This is a genomic window from Paenibacillus sp. EB106-06-01-XG199 (genome assembly GCF_058791575.1).
Window position 1 is genome coordinate 552099 of sequence record NZ_JBYTDQ010000004.1, and the last position, 17478, is coordinate 569576.

A 17478-nucleotide genomic window follows, 5' to 3' on the forward strand; every position below is an offset into this window, starting at 1 on the left:
ATCTGATCTTGATCTTTATGATTTCATTAGCTTCCCCGGTACGTGCTATACCCTCCGGGAGCCACCAGCAGCGGAACATGATAATGGGCGGAAGAATCAGTTATATTGAAGCGGATCGGGATTTGTTCGAGAAAGAAAGGAGCGGCGCCATCAGCACTGTTCCCTTCTCCGGAGGCTTCAAACGGCAAACCGCTGCTGCGAAAATAATCTCCGGCCATAAACAGCAGCTCATAGGTGCCGGCTGCCAGTTCTGCACCTTCCAGCAGCGGAGCGTCCAATCTGCCATCGGCATTCGTTACGGCTTCACGCAGCAGTGAAGCTGCCCCGTCTTCCAGCCTCCATAGCTGAAGTGCTATCCCGGCAGCGGGGATGCCCCCGGACAGGTTGAGAACGTGGGTAGTCAGCCGCCCGCTCATGCCGGAATTTCTCCGGGAACCACGGTACTAACTATAATCCGGCATGGCAGTCCATCCCGCAGATATATCCTGCGGAGCATGCACCGGCCCCCGTCCTTCCAACCTGACTTCAGCAAGCGAGATATATCCATCATACGGATGCCAGCCCATTGCCAAGCTTTTTCCGTTGGATTTTCAAAGTTGAAGTTATTGGAACCCTTCGTTCCATGCTTTATTAGTTCAATCCGATGTTTAATCCAATGTCCGTCCAGTGGTCTGTTCAGTTGCTCATTCAATTGCTCATTCTGCCGTCTATTGGCGTGTATCTTCATCCGTTCCGGCATGGCTGATCCCTCCTGCGGGTTGTGTAGTGAATGCAGCATTAATTCTCAAAGATGCAGTTTTAGCTGCATCTTTTTAAATGCATCATTTTTCTTCCGTTATCAGGTCGCGGAGCCGGAAGCTGGTGATTTTGCCGATTTCGTAGAGCGCCTGCTCCCATTCCTCCGCCACTGAACGGTTGACCCGTTCCCCGATCGCTTCTATGATGTCATCCTTGTTTTTACCGCGTACAGCGAGAATAAAAGGAAAATGAAACTTCTCCGTATACGCCGCATTCAACCTGGTCAACCGCTCGAACTCATCAGGCGTCAGCTGATCCAGACCTGCCCCCTGCTGTTCTGCCGCCGACAGCGGCGTAACCTGCAGCCGTGTGGCCAGATCAGGATGGGACCTCAGCAGCTCCTCAATCCGGCTTCGCTCCGCACTTCGCGCCGTTTCCAGCATGACACCGTGCAGCTGTTCCACGGACTGAAAAGGAATGTACCCGTAAGCCCCCTCTGCCACCCAGGGTGAATGCTCAAATATCCCTCCAAGGGTTTTCACAAATTCCTCTTTGCCAAGCCCATTAATCTTATCCAGCGTTAAAAAATCATCCGGCACAGTCATCGGTCCACCCCGCTTTCTATCGCTTTGTTTACTGCACGCAAGATCCCGCCATAACCCGTGCAGCGGCAAATATTCCCCGACAGCGCTTCTTCCACTTCCTCCTGCGAAGGCGACGGATTCTCCTCCAGCAGGGCGACTACCGAGATCACCATCCCCGGTGTGCAGTAGCCGCACTGAAATCCTCCCTCTTCCAGAAAAGCACGCTGCACGGGATGCAGCCCCGCTTCGCTGAGCCCTTCAATAGTTGTAATCTTCGCTCCCTCGCATTGATAAGCCATCGTCAGGCAAGAGTTGACCGGCCGGCCGTCGATCAGAACCATGCAGGCTCCGCAGCGGCCAATTTCGCAGGATCTTTTGGTTCCGGTAAGCTCCAAATCCTCGCGCAGAATGCTCAGCAGCCGGCGGGCCGGCGGAACCTCTGTAGACAACTCTTGGCCGTTGATGTTGCAGTTCAGTGTGAACCCCGCCCCGGTATCACTCGCTGCCTGCTGTGGTGCAAGCCCGCGTTGACTATCCTTGATGTCCAATTCGTAGTTATCCGACATGCGTCTTCACCGCCTTCTGCGGAATAAACGGCGTAGCCTGCAGCCATTCAGGCTCGATCGGCAGCCGGTTGACCCGTTTGCGGACCGCCTGGAATACAGCAGAAGCGACTGCGGGGGCCAGATTGACCGAACCGACTTCCCCAATGCCGCGGGGGCCGTAAGTATCATGCTCCGGTAAATCTTCAATCGGCTGCACCTGGATGCTGCCGTTCATATCGACAATCGTAGGAACCAGATACGTATCCATGTTCTTCGTTACATAGCTACCGCCAGCCATTACCGCATCTTCCGTTAATGTAAAGCCGATGGCCATACTGCTGCCGCCTTCAATCTGTCCCAGATAGCCTTGCGGATTGGCAACGGGACCTGCCGCTACCGCATGATACTGATCGGTCACGCGGACCCGTCCGGTCAGCAGATTGATCTCCACCTTAACCGCGATGGCGGAATACGTGTACAGAAAATGGGCACCCACCCGTTCCAGCTTGGTGGTCGGATATTTGAACACTGTCTCACAGACAATCGGCTCTGTGATGCTGCGCGCAAGCTCGGTATAGGACAGCAGCAGCCCGCCATCCTTATGCCGGATTCCTCCGGGGCCGGGCTTCAAGCCTTCAACCGCTGCTCCCGTCCTGGCCGCTGCGGCTTCCAGCAGCCGGGCTGTAAAATCCGGATGCAGCCGCTTCAGCGCCATCCACATCATGCTTGTGGAGCGGGAAGCAGTGCTGGAGCCACTGTCCGGCACTACATCCGTATCGCCAATGACGATCCTAAGGTCATCTGCGGCAAATCCGTACTGCTCGATCAGCATCTGCTCCATTGTCGCTATCAGCCCTTGGCCGAACTCCTCGTAACCGAAGACCGCCTCGATCTTGCCGTCCAGTGCCAGCGACAGCCGTCCGCCTCCCGGATCGGGAATACCGTAACCGAGGCCAGCGCCGTGCATGGCGATCGCCGCGCCGGTGCCGGTCACAATCCACGGCTCCTTCGGCATCGCAGCCGGAATACCTGGAGCCTCTGAATCATCAGCTCCAGTATGAGGCAACTCCGCTTCCTGCATCAGCGGAGATGCCGCCAGCGCCTCCCACACCTGCATCGCCCCGTGCGTCTGGGCGATCTCCTGCCCAAGCGGCCCTGGATCGCCGTAGCGCCGCAAGTTCCGGCGGCGCAGCTCCCACGGATCCAGATTCAACCGTTCAGCGAGGCGGTCTACCTGCCCTTCCAGGGCAAAGATCGCCTGATTGCCGCCAAAGCCGCGGAATTCACCGGATACGCCATTGTTCGTATATACCGCAAAGCCCTCCACCTCCACATGGCGGATCTGATAGGGACCTACCACATGCTCTGTGGCAAAATTCAGCACTTCCGCCCCCAGTGTCGCATAGGCCCCGGTATCGGAAATAATCCGCACCTGATGGGCAATGATCGTCCCCCCGCTGTCGCATCCGGTCTTCATTGTAATCTTCATGGGATGGCGCTTCAGCCCGGCGCGCACCGATTCCGCGCGGGAATTATGCAGCCGGACCGGACGCCGGGTACGCAATGCGAGCAGCGCTCCATACGGCTGGACATTCAACTCGTCTTTGCCGCCGAACGAACCGCCGATCGGACTGGAAATGACCCGGATATCCTCCTCCGGGAGATTCAGTATCCGCGACAGCTGCCTGCGGTCCATCAGACCATGCTGTGTCGCTGAGTAGACCGTAAGCCTGCCGTTTGACTCCGGGATAAACAATCCGCCTTCGGTCTCCATGTACGTATGCATCTGGCGCGGCGTCCAGTAGGTCTCTTCCACAACATGGGCACAGCCTGCGAACGCCGCTGCCGGTTCGCCCTTGCGGTATTCCGTATGATGAAGCACATTGCCTTCTTCATGCAGCAGGATTGCCTCGGGCTTCATGGCTTCCTCAGCATCCTCCAGCAGCGGCAGCAGCTCATAGTCCACTTCAATCAGCGAAAGCGCATATTCGGCAATTTCGTCGCTGTCCGCAGCTACAGCGGCAATGGCGTCGCCAGTATAACGCACCCGGTCGCTGCAGAAGACCGGCTGATGCGGCAGGGCAATGCCAAAGCCGTTCAGCCCGGGCACATCCTCATGGGTAATGACCGCATGTACTCCAGGAACCTCAAGCGCCTTTGCCGTGCGGATAGACAGAATACGGGCATGAGCCTGATGGCTGCGCAGCACCCGTCCGGTCAGCATCCCTTCGGCACTCATGTCGGTTAAATACTGCAGCTTGCCGGATACTTTCCCCTGCCCGTCGGGCCGTGTACGCCAGCGGCTTCCGCTGGATTCCTTGTTCAGCAGCATTTCCCCTCACCCCAATCCACCTAATTTTGTATAACAATTACTTTCCTCCGCCTGCTTTCAAGCTCTTCCACAATTCAGAAACGATGAGATTGCCCGCGGTTTTCCGCTTATAGGCTTCGGTGGCAAAAGGATCGCTATATGTGTCAAAACTGTTCTCCACCGCCTCGTACACTGCGGCCATCAGACTGTCGCTGTAGACAGCACCCTCCAGAAGCGCTTCAGCCGCCGGAAGCCGCTGTGGTCTGCCGGTACCTCCGCCTGCTGCAATGCGGACACCGCTCAGGCTGCGGCTTGAGGCATCGAAAGATGCCGTAATAGCTATGGTAACGAGCGAGGCTGTAAAGGCATCCCGCCGCCCCACCTTACGAAAGATCTCCAGCTTACTCTGCCCCCCGTGTTCATGGCCTGCCGAAGGAAAGCGGATCCCGGCAAGAAGTTCTGCTGCCGGCTTCTCTCCGCTCCAGCGGCGTTTCAGCCAGGCCTCGACAGGCTGCACCGAAAGGAATTTGCCGTCGAAGGAGGCCACTTCAGCATCGTAAACCAGCAGCGCCGGGAGAATATCTCCATAACCGGAAGATATATTGCCGCCAAGTGTAGCCAGATTGCGCACTGCGGGTGCGGCGATGTTGCGCGCCGCCTCCTGCACCGCCGGAGCAATCTCCCGCAAATCCCTGTTCTCTCGGCATTGCGACAACGAAACCAGAGAACCTATAGTTAAATAATCTTCGGCGAGTCCGATTTCACCCATCCCGGCGATATTCCGCAAATCAATCATCTGCCGCGGCAGAGGAGCCGTCCCCGCTTCCCATTGCGTCCGCAGCAGCGTTCCGCCGGATACATATACGGCTCCTTCGCCTAATATCGTCTTCAGCTCCCATGCCTCCTGCAGGCTGCGGGGCTGATACACTCCCGGAGGAGCCGGCTTTTCACTCCATATAGCTCCCATCACTTCCGCCTCCTCACCAGTTGGCATTTCTTCCATGCATTATATTCATCTCGCTGATTCAATCACCGCCGCTGCGTCAAAAACGCTGCTCGCGGATATAAGGTGTACCCAGTGACTCCGGCGTGCCGGATGGTTTGTTGCGGTTGCGGTAACCGAGGTACATCAGCACGAGAATCGTTACGACGTACGGAATCATCTTAAGGAAATAAGGCGGAATTGCGCTGCCGAGCAGCTGGAGGCGGAAACCGAGCGAATCCAGTGCACCGAAGAAATAAGCGCAAAAGAGGGCACGCAGCGGATTCCATCTGGCGAAAATCACCAGCCCGACGGCAATCCAGCCGCGTCCTGCCGTGAGGCCTTCATTCCAGGTTGGCGCGTATGCCAGCACCATATCCGCACCCGCAAGGCCGATCAATGCCGCACCGGCTGTCACGTAGCTGTAGCGGATCAGCTGCACGCGGATCCCCATAACATCCGCTGTGGCCGGACTGTCCCCGACCGCACGTAAATGCAGTCCCCAAGAGGTATGGTGAATCAGCAGATGCAGCACCAGAACGAGCAGCAGGCTGAACCAGGTCAGATAATCCATCCTGCCGAAGAGATCTCCTATAACGGGGACTGACTTGACCCAGCCGAGATCCAGCTTCGGCGAAGTTCCCGGCAGCGGCAATCCGCTGATAGACTTGCCCAGATAAGCACTGAGCCCGCTGCCGAACAAGGTCATGGCCAGGCCGGACATCGTCTGGTTCGCCCGGAGTGTGACGGTGAGAAACGAATGCATCAGGCCTAACAAGGCGGTGACGGCCACCGCTGCGAGCAGAGCCAGCAGCAGGCTGCCGCTGCGGATGTAGATGATGCAGGTGGTTACCGCCCCCATCAGCATCAGCCCTTCAGCCCCAAGCTGGATAATCCCAGCACGCTCATTCAGGATGCCTCCCAGTGTAGCCAGCAGCAGCGGCGTTCCGGCGGAGATGGCGGCTATTAATAACTGTGTAGTGAAATCCATGGTTTAACTCCCTTCTCTCAGCAGAAACAGCTATACGCTCCGGCGAAAGCGGAAACGGTGAATCATATCCCCTGCAATCAGGAAGAACAGGATCGAGCCCTGCAGCATTTCCGAAATGGACGAAGGCAGTCCGATGGTCTGCACACTATACCCGCCGACAATCAGGCCGCCGAACAGAATCGAAGTGACAATCAGACCGAGCGGATTCAGCTTGGCAAGCCAGGCGACAATGATCGCAGTATATCCGTAACCCGGAGAAATCCCCTGCATCAGCTTATGTGTAACTCCGGAAACCTCCGCCATTCCGGCAATTCCGGCAAGACCGCCGCTAATCAGCATTACGACAATAATATGGCGTTTGATATGGATACCTGCATAACGGGCAGCCGTCGGATTGGCACCAATCAGCCGCAGCTCATAACCCCAGCGGGTAAACTTAATCATCAGATAATAGATAGCCACGGCGACAAGGCCGAAGATCAGCCCGATGTGCAGCCTTGTGGTACCGAGAACCGGCAGGGACTGGGCGGCGGTAAACATCGGAGAGCCCGGGAAGTTAAAGCCCTTCGGATCTTTCCAGGGTCCGAATACCACATAATCAAGGGCAAGCAGGGCCACGTAGTTCAGCATCAGGGATGTAATCAGCTCATTGACCCCGAAATGCGTCCGCGGAATTGCCGTCATCAGTCCCCAGAGCGCACCTGCGGCAGTGCCGAACACTAACATCAGGGAAATGGACCAGAACGAAGGCAAATCGGGAAAATAAATCGTCACTGCCGTAGCTGCCATCGCTCCGACCGTCAATTGTCCTTCCGCGCCGATGTTCCAGACGGAAATCCGGTAGGCTACAGCAATGCCGAGTCCGCAGAGCAGCAGCGGAATGGCTTTGACCATCGTTTCGGTAAGACCGTAAGAGGTGCCAAAAGCACCGCGGAACATCTTCTCGTATACAACCACGGGACTCATGCCATTGGCGGCAATAAACACCGCGCAGAGCAGCAGGGCCAGAATGACAGACAGAACGGGAGTCCACCACGGAGAGCGGGTTCGGCTTGAATCATACTCCAGCCGCAGCTTCGACCGGTTGCCCGGTTTGGCCGGAACAGGATCAAGCACTGCAGCATTGCTTATATTCTTCGGACTCATACGGCGCTCTCCTCCCTGTTCTGAATCCCGGCCATCAGCAAGCCAATACCCTCTCTATCTGCAGTCTCATGGTCACTCTCCCCAATGATCGAACCGTTATAAATCACCAATATCCGGTCGGATAATTGCAGCAGTTCATCCAGATCCTCCGAGATGAGCAGCACTCCGCTGCCTGAGCCGCGCAGCTCCATCAGCAGTTCATGGACACCGGCTGTCGCACCCACATCCAGACCTTGCGTCGGGTGAACCGCCACCATCAGCTTAGGGTTGTGGCTGACCTCCCGGGCAAACAGCAGCTTCTGCTGATTGCCGCCCGACATTTGCTGGACTGGCGTATCCAGCTCGGGAGTTTTCACATTGAAGCGCTCAACCAGCTCCCGTGACCAGGAACGGTTCTTTGCTGCCTTCAGAAATCCAAGTTTGGAGTGTTCTTCACTGCGGTAGGACTTGAACAGCAGATTGTCCACTGAGCCCAGCCGTCCGGCAAGGCCGCTCTTCATCCGGTTCTCCGGCACATGAGATATTCCCGAATCAATTGCGCCCCGCACCGAAGCCGCTTTTACCGGACTGCCGTCAAATATAATCTCGCCGCTCCGCCAAGTCCTAAGCCCCGTAAGCACTTCCGCCAGCTCCTTTTGTCCATTGCCGGCAACACCTGCAACCCCTACAATCTCCCCTTCGTTTACAGTCAGGGACAAGCCGTCCAGCGCTTTACGGCCGTGATCGGCAGCGACGTCCAAATTCCGTACAACCAGCAGAGCCTCACCTTGGGTAGCTTCCCGCTCCTGGCGGCTGATCGTAACCTCCCGGCCCACCATCAGCCGGGCTAACTCCAGTTCATCTGTCTGCGCCGTGTTCAGCGTAGCGATCATTTTCCCTTTGCGCATAACGGAAATACGGTCGGAAGAAGCCATAACTTCCTTCATTTTATGTGTGGTCATGATCACCGTCTTGCCCGCCTGTTTCATCACCTTCAGCGTTTCGAACAGCTGCTCCGCCTCGCCCGGGGTTAACACGGAGGTTGGCTCATCCAGAATGATGATATCCGCGCCGCGGTACAGCGTTTTGACGATTTCCACACGTTGCTGTTCACCGACAGACAGCTGCCAGATCGGGCAGTCTACCGGAAACATCAGCCCGAAGCGCTCAGCCAGCGCCTCAATCTCCAAATGCTTATTTTTCATCCATTTGCTTCCACGCCAGAAAGACGACTTTTCGCCAAGCACGATGTTCTCCGCTGCCGTGAGACTTTGCACCAGTCTGAAATTTTGAAATACCATGCCTACGCCGAGGGATGCTGCATCCTTGGGGGAACGGATTTTGGCCAGTTTACCGTGAATGAAAAGTTCGCCTTCATCCGCCCGGTATACCCCTGAAAGCATGCTCATGACCGTGCTTTTCCCTGCTCCGTTCTCACCAAGCAACGCATGAATTTCACCCGCATTTGCCGAAAAATCGACTTGATCGCTTGCCGTTACGGCTCCGAACCTCTTCACAATTCCGCGCATTTCAACTGAATGATTCTGCATTATGGGACGCTCCTTTCCTTATACTTGTAGGACGGGTGGGGAAGGTTCCCCTTCCCGGAACCCGCCCCACCCATAGGCCATACTGTATGCAATTGTAGAATACGAATTATTTCGAGATTGTACCTATTACGCCTTTGGCCAGCCATTCCATAGAGAGGACTTCTTCAAGCGTCAGCTTTTGGCCTTCCTGAACCACAACATTGCCTTTGTTATCGGAGATCGGTCCTGTGAACACATCCAGTTCGCCGCTGATGATCTTGGCTTTGGCAGCTTCCACCAGCTGCTTCACAGCATCAGGAACCTTGTTGCCAAACGGCGCAAGCTCTACCATGCCGTCCGCCATATCCCCGGAGTATTGCTCGCTTTTCCACGTTCCATCCATTACGGACTGGACAGCCTTCACGTAATAAGGGCCCCAGTTCCATACAGGGTTGGTCAAATAATTGTCCGGTGCATACTTGCTCATGTCGGAGTCATTGCCTCCGGCAAACGCACCACGTTCTTTGGCCGCCTGCAATGTGGCCGGGGAATCCTGATACGCCAGCAGCACATCCGCGCCTTTATCCAGAAGACTGATTGCCGCCTGGCGTTCGGTTGCCGGGTCATACCAGGTATTCGTCCACACTACATCCACTTTAATGTCCGGGTTGACACTCTGTGCTCCCAGCGTGAATGCATTAAGATTATAGATAACTTCACTGATCGGAAAAGCTCCTACGTAGCCAAGATGATTGTTCTTGGTCATTTCGCCTGCCGCGATACCGCTCAGATAACTCGCTTGATAATTTTTTCCGAAGTAAGTGCCCATGTTCTCCGCTGTTTTGTAGCCGGAGGCATGGAGGAATTTCACGTTGGGGAACTTGCCCGCTACACTCAGTGTGAAATCCATATATCCAAAACTTGTAGTAAATACGATGTCATGGGACTGTGCAAGCTCCGTGATGATCCGTTCTGCATCGGCACTTTCCGGAACATTCTCTACGAAGTCCGCTTTAATGCCGAGCTCTTTCTCCATATACAAACGGCCTTGATCATGCTGATACGTATAACCGCCGTCACCCGGAGGCCCGATATAGACAAAAGCAACCCTCGGCTTCTCTGCTGCCGGCTCTGTTGTTGCCGCCTCTGATGTTGTACCTGCATGGGTTGCCGCCGGTGCTTCTGTTGCATTTGAAGCCGCATTGTTGTTGCTGCCGCAGCCTGCCAGAACTAACGCCATGAGGAACATTAACACGAAGCTGAAAGTAAATCCCTGACCCCTTCTTTTCATAACTCTCCTCCTCCAGGATATCTCTCCTAATGACCGCAGCCATTAATGTATCTCTACTATACTGAGACCTGAAGGTTACGTAAATTTATATAACATACGTTTGTGCCATTTTATAAGAAGCTTAGCTTTTTTTGTGCTTTACGCACTATAAAGGGGCTTATTAAACTTAAAATATGTGATTATTTCTAACATATATCTGTAAACCACTCAAACCATGTCAGCTTCCACTCCTAATGCTCCATTCCTTGCGGATCTCCCCAAAATCCATTTCTGTGTCAGCATCCATAAAGCAATGGGCGGAATCCGTCTCCAGCACCATCCCCTTATAATCGGGCGAACGCAAAATCCCAGCCGCGCCTTTGTCGCCGTCCAGTCCCTGGAGCACCGTGAACATCTCTTTGGAAAAGAGCGCCGGCGGCATGGCCAGACCTTCATGGGTGCTGGCTACATAGTCCAGCCCCGGATTCCGCTCATAAGTGTCTATCAGCCGGTTCACCAAAGACGCCGTAATAAACGGCTGGTCAGCCAAAGCCACGATGGCAGCGTCAGGCTGCATAGGCAGGATCGCATTCAACCCGCAGCGCAGGGAAAAGGATAAGCCCAAGTGGGCGGTCAGGCAGGTTTCCGTACGCCTAGTGCTTCGCTCACCGGCTGGAGGCAGCCATTTGAGGTCATCATCGGCCCGCACGACAACAATTAATGGCGAAAGGGTGCAGCGGTCCAGTTCACTGAGCGCGACGCTCCCGAGTGACACCTCTTGCGACAATTGAAGTGACACCTTGGATACTCCCATTCGTCTGCTCTGCCCTGCTGCCAGATAGATACCGGCTACTTTCAACGCTCTCCACTCCTTTCAGCAGCTCACGCGAGCCCGCCCTTCTGATTTGAATAATCTCGGCCACAATGCTGACTGCAATTTCCTCCGGCCCTTCCGCGCCGATAGACAGCCCTACAGGAGCGTGCAGCGATGCAGGCGGCTCCAGTCCCTCCAGCAGCAGCGCAACCCGGGCCTTGGAGCCGATGATTCCGATATAACGCGGAGACAGCGGCAGAAGACTTTCCAGAAACTGCCGGTCGCGCTGGGATTGATGGCTGCAGATCAGCACATAATCCTCCCTGGTTATTCTAAGACATGCTCCTGCCTCGGATGGGGAACAAATCACCCGTTCGGCCCCGGGAAATTCATGCTGCAGGCTGCCTTCCCGCCAGTCGGCGACGGCAATCCGAAATCCGGATTTTGCCGCAAGATCCGCCACGGGACAGGAATCCTGTCCACCGCCAAAGATAACAAGCCGTGGCTTCGGCACGAATAGAGTGTTGAAGAGTTCGAGGGACGGACCGGCCGCTGCCGATGTTCCGGGAAGCGGACTCCGCCCTTTTTTCACCAGACAACTCACTCCTGCACTGCTCTGATTAGAAGATGATTGTCGTTCAACGCCGAAAGTTTCTACAGTATACCGGTATCCTGCAGCGGCAGCTTCACGAAGAAGCATCAGGTTCTCACCTGCGGCCATCCGCACGTAGATTTTTTCCAATAGCCGGCGCAGCTCTCCACGGACCGGTTCAAGTATCACTTTGATTTTGCCGCCGCAGCCGACAGCCTCCCCCCAGGAAAAATCATCGGGAGACAGCATGTCATACTCCACCAGCTCCGGAAGGCCGTGTTCCCAAACCTCCTGCGTACGAAGCGCCAGGTCGCTCTCCAGACATCCGGGACTAAGACTGCCCAGTGTTCCTCCTGCAAAAAACAGCATAGCCGCTCCCGGTTTCCGGTAAGAATGACCTTCCACCCCAATCAGGGTTGCAAGCACCGCAGGGGCAGCATTGTCGTGGATGTGCAGTACAATATCATGTGTACTCATATAGCTTGCTCCCTCCTCCGTAATTCCGCCCGTTCAGGGTGGCGGCTCTTGTGTCATACATTTCGCAACAGCCGCTCAGGTTTCGCGCTCCAGCATTTTGCGGAACAGGAATACCAGCTTCAGCCTCATCAAATCATTGATCTTCTTGAAATCGACATCCAGCAGCTCGCTGAGCTTCTCGATCCGGTAGGTTGCGGTATTGCGGTGAATGAACAGCTTTTTGGCTGTCTCGTTTACATGGCCGTCATTGTCCAGATAGACCTCCAGCGTGTGCAGCATTTCCTTGATATATTCCGGCTCCCGGCTCAACAGCCCGCGCAGGCTGCCGTTGCAATATTTTTCCATCGTTTCTGCCGGTATCTGGTTCAGCAGAAGATTCAGCTCAAGCTGTCTGTAATGCACCACATTTCCGTGCGCACCCCAGTGCTGCACCATACCCATACATTCCTTGACCTCTGCAAAAGCTTCCTTCAGACCTTCCGGCTTAACCTTGGTGCTGCTCACAGCTGCCCGCGGATAATAACCCTTGCCGAACTTGAGATTATGAAAACAATCATTGATCAGCTCACGGAACTGGTCGGGACTGTGTTGACCCGCAGGATACAGCGAGAGCAGACCTTCATCCACAACGACATGAATAGCTTTCAATCCCCTCAGTACCGGATGCTCGATGAACTCTTCCTTAAGGCGGAGCAATTCGCCTTGTCTGGATTCCCCGGTGGCGGCCGTATCGGTTAGCAGCAGCTGGAAAGAGGCTTGCAGCAGCGTCACCTCCAGCCTGGCGGCAGCCTGGGACAGATCGTTACACGACAATCCGCCGCTCAGGCAACGGCGCAGCAGTCCACTGAACTCCCGGTGCTCGGCATGCTCGAAATAGTCCTCATAACCCGCATGAATATGATAAGAAATCAGTTCAGCTCCTTGAACAAACAGGCTTTCTTCTACAGGCAGCAGCAGAGGATCAATAGAACAATATAAAAGATAACCTGTGCATTTCTCCCCTTGCAGCAGCGGGATACGGAAACCAACCTTGTCACCGATGCGGAAGCGCCCATTGCGGTTCTGCCAAGGCCAGCCCTCCAGCAGCAGCGCCGCTGAATACTCCGAATTGTTGTAAATAGCGTCGCCCCGGGCACTGATGACCGCCAGCGGGTAACCGATCACCCCGGAAACGGAGTCAAATAACGGACCGCAACGTCCCGAACGGAGCGCAAACCGCATCAGCTTCCGCTGCTTCTCCATCATGCTCTGCAGCACGCTTGTGCTGCGCGACAGCTCGGCGCGAAACAGGCCGTTCATCTGGTCGGAGAACGTAAATTGGAACGGCAGCTCGATCAGCGGAAAGTTCAGCGATTCCGCTTCGGCTACGAGCCTCTCCGGAACAGCGTCCCAGAAACGGCCCAGCTTGATGCCAAGGCCGGCGGAGCCGCGTCGGTTCAGCGTCTGCAGCAGTGCGGAGGCATCCTGGGGACTATCCTTGATCAGATAAGCTGTTGTAAGCAGCATCTCTCCTTCTTTGATCCAATCTGAGATATCAGGGGCATCCATCACATTAATCGACTTGATAATCCGGTGTTTCCCCTTGGCTCCGGCAATCAGTCTGGCTTCGGATAAAGGATAAATGGACAACGCTTCTTCAACCGTAAGATGCATGCCACCCCTCCTCATACAAGTTCATAGATAATGAATTCCGTATTTATGTTACTTTATGTAACATTATAAATAAAATGAACCGTTATGGAAAGAAAAAATTGAAAATATCAGTTGTCAATGTAAGTAAAGGTGACATATATCGCAAAGTTTAACTATTGCTTATGGACCGTCTGCAAATTCATGGGAAAGCAGCCTGTTAATTATACGTTTATCGCATCGCATGGGCATGGCAACCATGAGATTTGCAGCAGCTGACTGCCCTTCGGCTCCTCAACGTTCGATAATTGCACTCTGTACAGTTAAATAGTGAATTTCTCCCGCCACGCAGCCTTTAATTGTATTCCGTACATCTATTTGAGCTGATTTTAGCCGAAAGTCTCAAATTCACTGTTTTTAATTGTACAGACTACATCTATTCTCTGGTTTCCGATTGAATTTGCTCAGATAGTTGCAGAGAATACATCTAAATCATTCATTGTCCAAAACGCATACAAGTGGAAACGGCTTCGCCGTCCTCAAAAGGGCGGTATCCATTCCAGCAAGAAATAGAAGGATAATTTATAGCGTGAAGCCTATAAATACTTATATTTGCAAAAAACTCCCGCTCTCCGCCAACAGCGGAGCCGGAAGTTCTGTGATGCCATGCCCCTGCGCTTATTGCCATAACCGCCGGACCCATGAGAGCAGGCGGAGATCCTGTCCACGTCCGCCAATCACGGACAATCCCAGCGGCAGCCCGCCGGGACCAGCCACAGGCAGCGTTACCTGCGGCAATCCTGCCAGCCCGGCAATGCAGTTGAGCATCATCGCCCCGCTGCGGTTCAGTTCCAGCTGCCGCAGGTCCCCGCCGCGCAGCGGGGCGGGACCAGGCACGGTAGGGATGACGAGACAGCCGTCCTCCCCGAGCAAATGACGCAGCCGGGACGTTATGTCGTCACGTTGGGACTGCGCCCAACTGTGATCCTGCCCGGCCACACTTGCCGCCCAAGCAAAGCGGGCAGCAATGTCAGGCCCAAAAACCGGCTGCTCCCGCTCGATCCAGGCTCCGTGGGTCGCCCAGATTTCAGCAGCCTGCAGCTCGCGGAACACATCCATCCAGCTTGTTAATCCTTCCGGCGAAACTTTAGCCTCCAGCACTTGCCCCACTCCTGCCTGGAGAAGGTCCAAACCTTGCTTCAGGCTGGCCGAACTGTCCGTCCCAGCCAAGGCCCAGCCATCCATGCCAATGTACAGCTTGGCCATTCTGCTTCCCTCCGGCACATCGCAAGCGTATGAAGCAGGGACGGCAGCTGCCTTCAGGAGGGGATGTTGCATGACTGGCTCTCCGGGATGCCCTGGTTCACGTCCCCTGGCATGCCCTTGTACATGTCCCCCAGTATACCCCTGTACATGTCCTCCGGCAGACTCACCGTTACGCTCCGGGCCGTCCCCTCCATAAATCACCCGGCCACATTCCGGGTACTGTCCTACACGCGCGCCATCCCGCTCCACACTTTGCTGCAGGCTATTACTCTTCTCGGAGGAATTCTGCGTTTCTCCCGCTCCGCCCTCCACTCTCCCGAGCAGAACCTCGCCTACCCGCAGCAGTATTCCGGCGCTGTCTGCGATCCAGCCCACAGTATCAAAACCCGGCGCCAGCGGGATTACCCCGCCTATCTCCACCGCCCCGTGGGTCGGGCGGAAGCCATAAACGCCGCAGTACGCCGAAGGAACACGGATAGACCCGCCTGTATCGGTCCCCAAGGCAAAATCCACGCTTCCGGAGGCTACGGCCACCGCCGAGCCGCTGGAGGAGCCTCCGGGAATACGTCCCTCCGCACGCGGGTTGACCGGTGTGCCGTAATGATAATTCTCCCCGCCCAGGCTGTACATCAGTTCATCGGTATGGGCGGCACCGCGCAAGGAGGCACCAGACTGCAGCAATGTCCATACGGCTGCGGCATGCGCCGATGATGGCGCATGACTGCGCAGCCAATGCGGATTGCCTGCGGAAGAGCGGTGTCCGGAGACAGCGAACACATCCTTAACGGCAAAGCTCAGCCCATTCAGCTTGCCACGCGCAAGGCCCGGCACCTCCAGCTCCGGGTCAATAAATGCGCCGAAACGGTTATTAAGGACCATCTCTTCCCTCCTCCTTCTCCCGGACAGTCCGGGGAGCTTCCTTCTTTACTCTTACTTGTTGCCAGCTCTACCAGCCGATGGCTGCTCCGTCGCAGCGCGGATCAGTGCCGCCGCTGCGGTAGCCGTTGCCATCCATGGCAATCGCATGGGCATGCCCCATGATTCCATCATAGTCTGCGGCTTGGCGGACCAGATGACCGGCCCTGGCCAGCTCTTCGAGCACTTGCGGAGCTACCCGCTTCTCCACCTTCAGTTCCTGGGTCGGTTCCCCCCAGGTCCTGCCCCAGACGAACCGCGGCGCATTCACCGCCTCCTGCGGATTCATGCCATACTGCAGCATCCGTGTCAGCAGCAGACTCTGCGTCTGCGGTTGCCCCTCCCCGCCTTGCGTGCCGTAGAGAATGGCCGGCTTGCCGGCTTGGCAGGCCATGGCTGGCATCAGCGTGTGGAAAGTGCGCTTATGCGGTTCAAGCGTATTGACATGCGAAGGGTCCAGCGAGAAGAAGGAGCCTCTATTCTGCAGCAGAATCCCTGTATCCCCGGCGACCGTTCCCGAGCCGAATTCAAAATACAGGCTTTGGATAAACGAGACGGCGTTCCCCTCCCCGTCAACTACAGCGGCATAAGCCGTATCCCGGCCAACCGGCTCGCCGCCAAGCGCAGCCGCCCGGCGGAGCGAAATGGAATCGGCCAGCTCCACGGCATACTGCTTATCCAATAGCCGCTCCAGCGGAATAGAGCGGAATTCAGGATCAGTCAGCACCTGATCCCGGTCCCTAAAGCTCAGCTTCAGCGCTTCAACCAGCAGATGATAGTACTCGAAAGACCCATGCTCAATCTCTGCGAGATTAAACCGCTCCAATATGTTCAGCGCCATCAGCGCAGTGAAGCCCTGCGAATTCGGGGGCACCTGATATACCTGATGCCCATGGTAATCCGTGGAGATCGGCTCCACCCAATTGCCCTGATGGTCGGCAAAATCATCACGGGTGAGATATCCTCCGGAAGCCAGCATATCCTTGCTTATCTCCTCTGCAATCCCGCCCTTGTAAAAAGCATCACGCCCTCCCGCCGCCAGCGTCCGCAGCGTCCGGGCCAGCTGCTTCTGTACAAACTTCCCGCCGGCCCTCGGAACCTTGCCGCCGGGCAGATACACCGCCGCCGCGCAGGGGGACAGCGCGGCTCCCGCCAGTATGCTGTTGCCGTGTTGATCCGGCGACAGCGGAAACCCACCGGTGGCGTAGCCGATTCCCGGCTCCAGCACCTCCGCCAGGGTCAGGCGGCCATACTGGCGCTGGACCGCCTCCCAGCTGTCCGCCATTCCGGGCACCGTAATGGCGCTGCGCACACCCCGCCGGGGAATGGCACTTTCCCCGGCATAGCAGTCTCTGCGGACGCCGTAGCCGGATCGTCCGCTGCCGTTGTAGGCCCGGACGCGCCCTTCACCGGCGCTGTAGGTCAACCAAAAAGCATCGCCGCCAAGGCCCGTCATATGCGGATAGACCACCGCGAGCGTGGCGCTGACCGCTACCGCAGCGTCAAAGGCATTGCCGCCGCGCTCCAGAATACGCGCTCCGGCGGCAGAGGCCAGATAATGGGGACTGACCACCATCGTTTTCGTACCGATTACCGGCCCTATTGTCATGACTCCCAGCTCCATTCCCATGTCAATCAAGTTAGTGCCATTTAACAGCAGATCAAAAACCCCTGTCAATCGGTTACGCACAAACTCAAATTCCCCGGCAT

Annotated in this window: 15 protein-coding genes; all 15 read right to left on the minus strand. The window is 55.9% G+C overall.

The genetic code is table 11. From position 1 onward, the window contains the following. Positions 1-26 precede the first annotated feature (26 nt). Positions 27-416, minus strand: coding sequence for a hydroxyisourate hydrolase (gene uraH / locus AC3WT9_RS17515; protein ID WP_341090791.1), 390 nt, complete (start codon positions 414-416; stop codon positions 27-29). Beyond that, the gene (locus AC3WT9_RS17520; RefSeq protein ID WP_492407773.1) at positions 413-739 is read right to left on the minus strand and encodes a hypothetical protein; all 327 of its coding nucleotides are present in this window, start codon (positions 737-739) and stop codon (positions 413-415) included. Before AC3WT9_RS17520 ends, uraH begins: the two co-directional genes overlap by 4 nt. A gap of 82 nt (positions 740-821) precedes the next feature. Next, a complete protein-coding gene (gene uraD / locus AC3WT9_RS17525) occupies positions 822-1343 on the minus strand; it encodes a 2-oxo-4-hydroxy-4-carboxy-5-ureidoimidazoline decarboxylase (protein ID WP_341090787.1) in 522 nt (173 codons plus the stop codon). Continuing rightward, entirely contained in the window at positions 1340-1888 is a 549-nt protein-coding gene (locus AC3WT9_RS17530; RefSeq protein ID WP_341090784.1) for a (2Fe-2S)-binding protein, read from the minus strand. The genes uraD and AC3WT9_RS17530 overlap by 4 nt, the downstream gene beginning before the upstream one ends. Continuing rightward, entirely contained in the window at positions 1878-4199 is a 2322-nt protein-coding gene (gene pucD, locus AC3WT9_RS17535; protein ID WP_341377650.1) for a xanthine dehydrogenase subunit D, read from the minus strand. The genes AC3WT9_RS17530 and pucD overlap by 11 nt, the downstream gene beginning before the upstream one ends. Before the next feature lie 37 nt (positions 4200-4236). Then, on the minus strand, positions 4237-5145 hold the full coding sequence (locus AC3WT9_RS17540) for an FAD binding domain-containing protein (RefSeq protein ID WP_341377649.1): 909 nt from the start codon (positions 5143-5145) through the stop codon (positions 4237-4239). Positions 5146-5221: 76 nt separating this feature from the next. Next, positions 5222-6151, minus strand: a complete 930-nt coding sequence (locus tag AC3WT9_RS17545) for an ABC transporter permease (protein ID WP_341090776.1) — start codon at positions 6149-6151, stop codon at positions 5222-5224. Between the two features lie 30 nt (positions 6152-6181). Next, positions 6182-7297, minus strand: coding sequence for an ABC transporter permease (locus tag AC3WT9_RS17550; RefSeq protein WP_341090773.1), 1116 nt, complete (start codon positions 7295-7297; stop codon positions 6182-6184). Further along, positions 7294-8826, minus strand: coding sequence for an ABC transporter ATP-binding protein (locus AC3WT9_RS17555; RefSeq protein WP_341090772.1), 1533 nt, complete (start codon positions 8824-8826; stop codon positions 7294-7296). The genes AC3WT9_RS17550 and AC3WT9_RS17555 overlap by 4 nt, the downstream gene beginning before the upstream one ends. Positions 8827-8932: 106 nt before the next feature. Continuing rightward, complete coding sequence (locus tag AC3WT9_RS17560) at positions 8933-10096, minus strand: BMP family ABC transporter substrate-binding protein (RefSeq protein ID WP_341090770.1); 1164 nt, start codon at positions 10094-10096, stop codon at positions 8933-8935. A gap of 217 nt (positions 10097-10313) precedes the next feature. After that, the gene (locus AC3WT9_RS17565; protein ID WP_341090767.1) at positions 10314-10874 is read right to left on the minus strand and encodes an NTP transferase domain-containing protein; all 561 of its coding nucleotides are present in this window, start codon (positions 10872-10874) and stop codon (positions 10314-10316) included. Continuing rightward, complete coding sequence (locus AC3WT9_RS17570; protein ID WP_341090765.1) at positions 10822-11958, minus strand: XdhC family protein; 1137 nt, start codon at positions 11956-11958, stop codon at positions 10822-10824. The genes AC3WT9_RS17565 and AC3WT9_RS17570 overlap by 53 nt, the downstream gene beginning before the upstream one ends. 75 nt (positions 11959-12033) lie before the next feature. Beyond that, positions 12034-13611 carry a PucR family transcriptional regulator gene (locus AC3WT9_RS17575; RefSeq protein ID WP_341090763.1) on the minus strand — a complete coding sequence of 526 codons (1578 nt, stop codon included), beginning with the start codon at positions 13609-13611 and terminating at the stop codon, positions 12034-12036. A gap of 654 nt (positions 13612-14265) precedes the next feature. Then, positions 14266-15732: an amidase family protein gene (locus AC3WT9_RS17580; protein ID WP_341377648.1), complete on the minus strand. Its 1467-nt coding sequence runs from the start codon at positions 15730-15732 to the stop codon at positions 14266-14268. A gap of 67 nt (positions 15733-15799) precedes the next feature. After that, complete coding sequence (ggt, locus tag AC3WT9_RS17585) at positions 15800-17377, minus strand: gamma-glutamyltransferase (RefSeq protein WP_341380334.1); 1578 nt, start codon at positions 17375-17377, stop codon at positions 15800-15802. Positions 17378-17478: the final 101 nt, after the last annotated feature.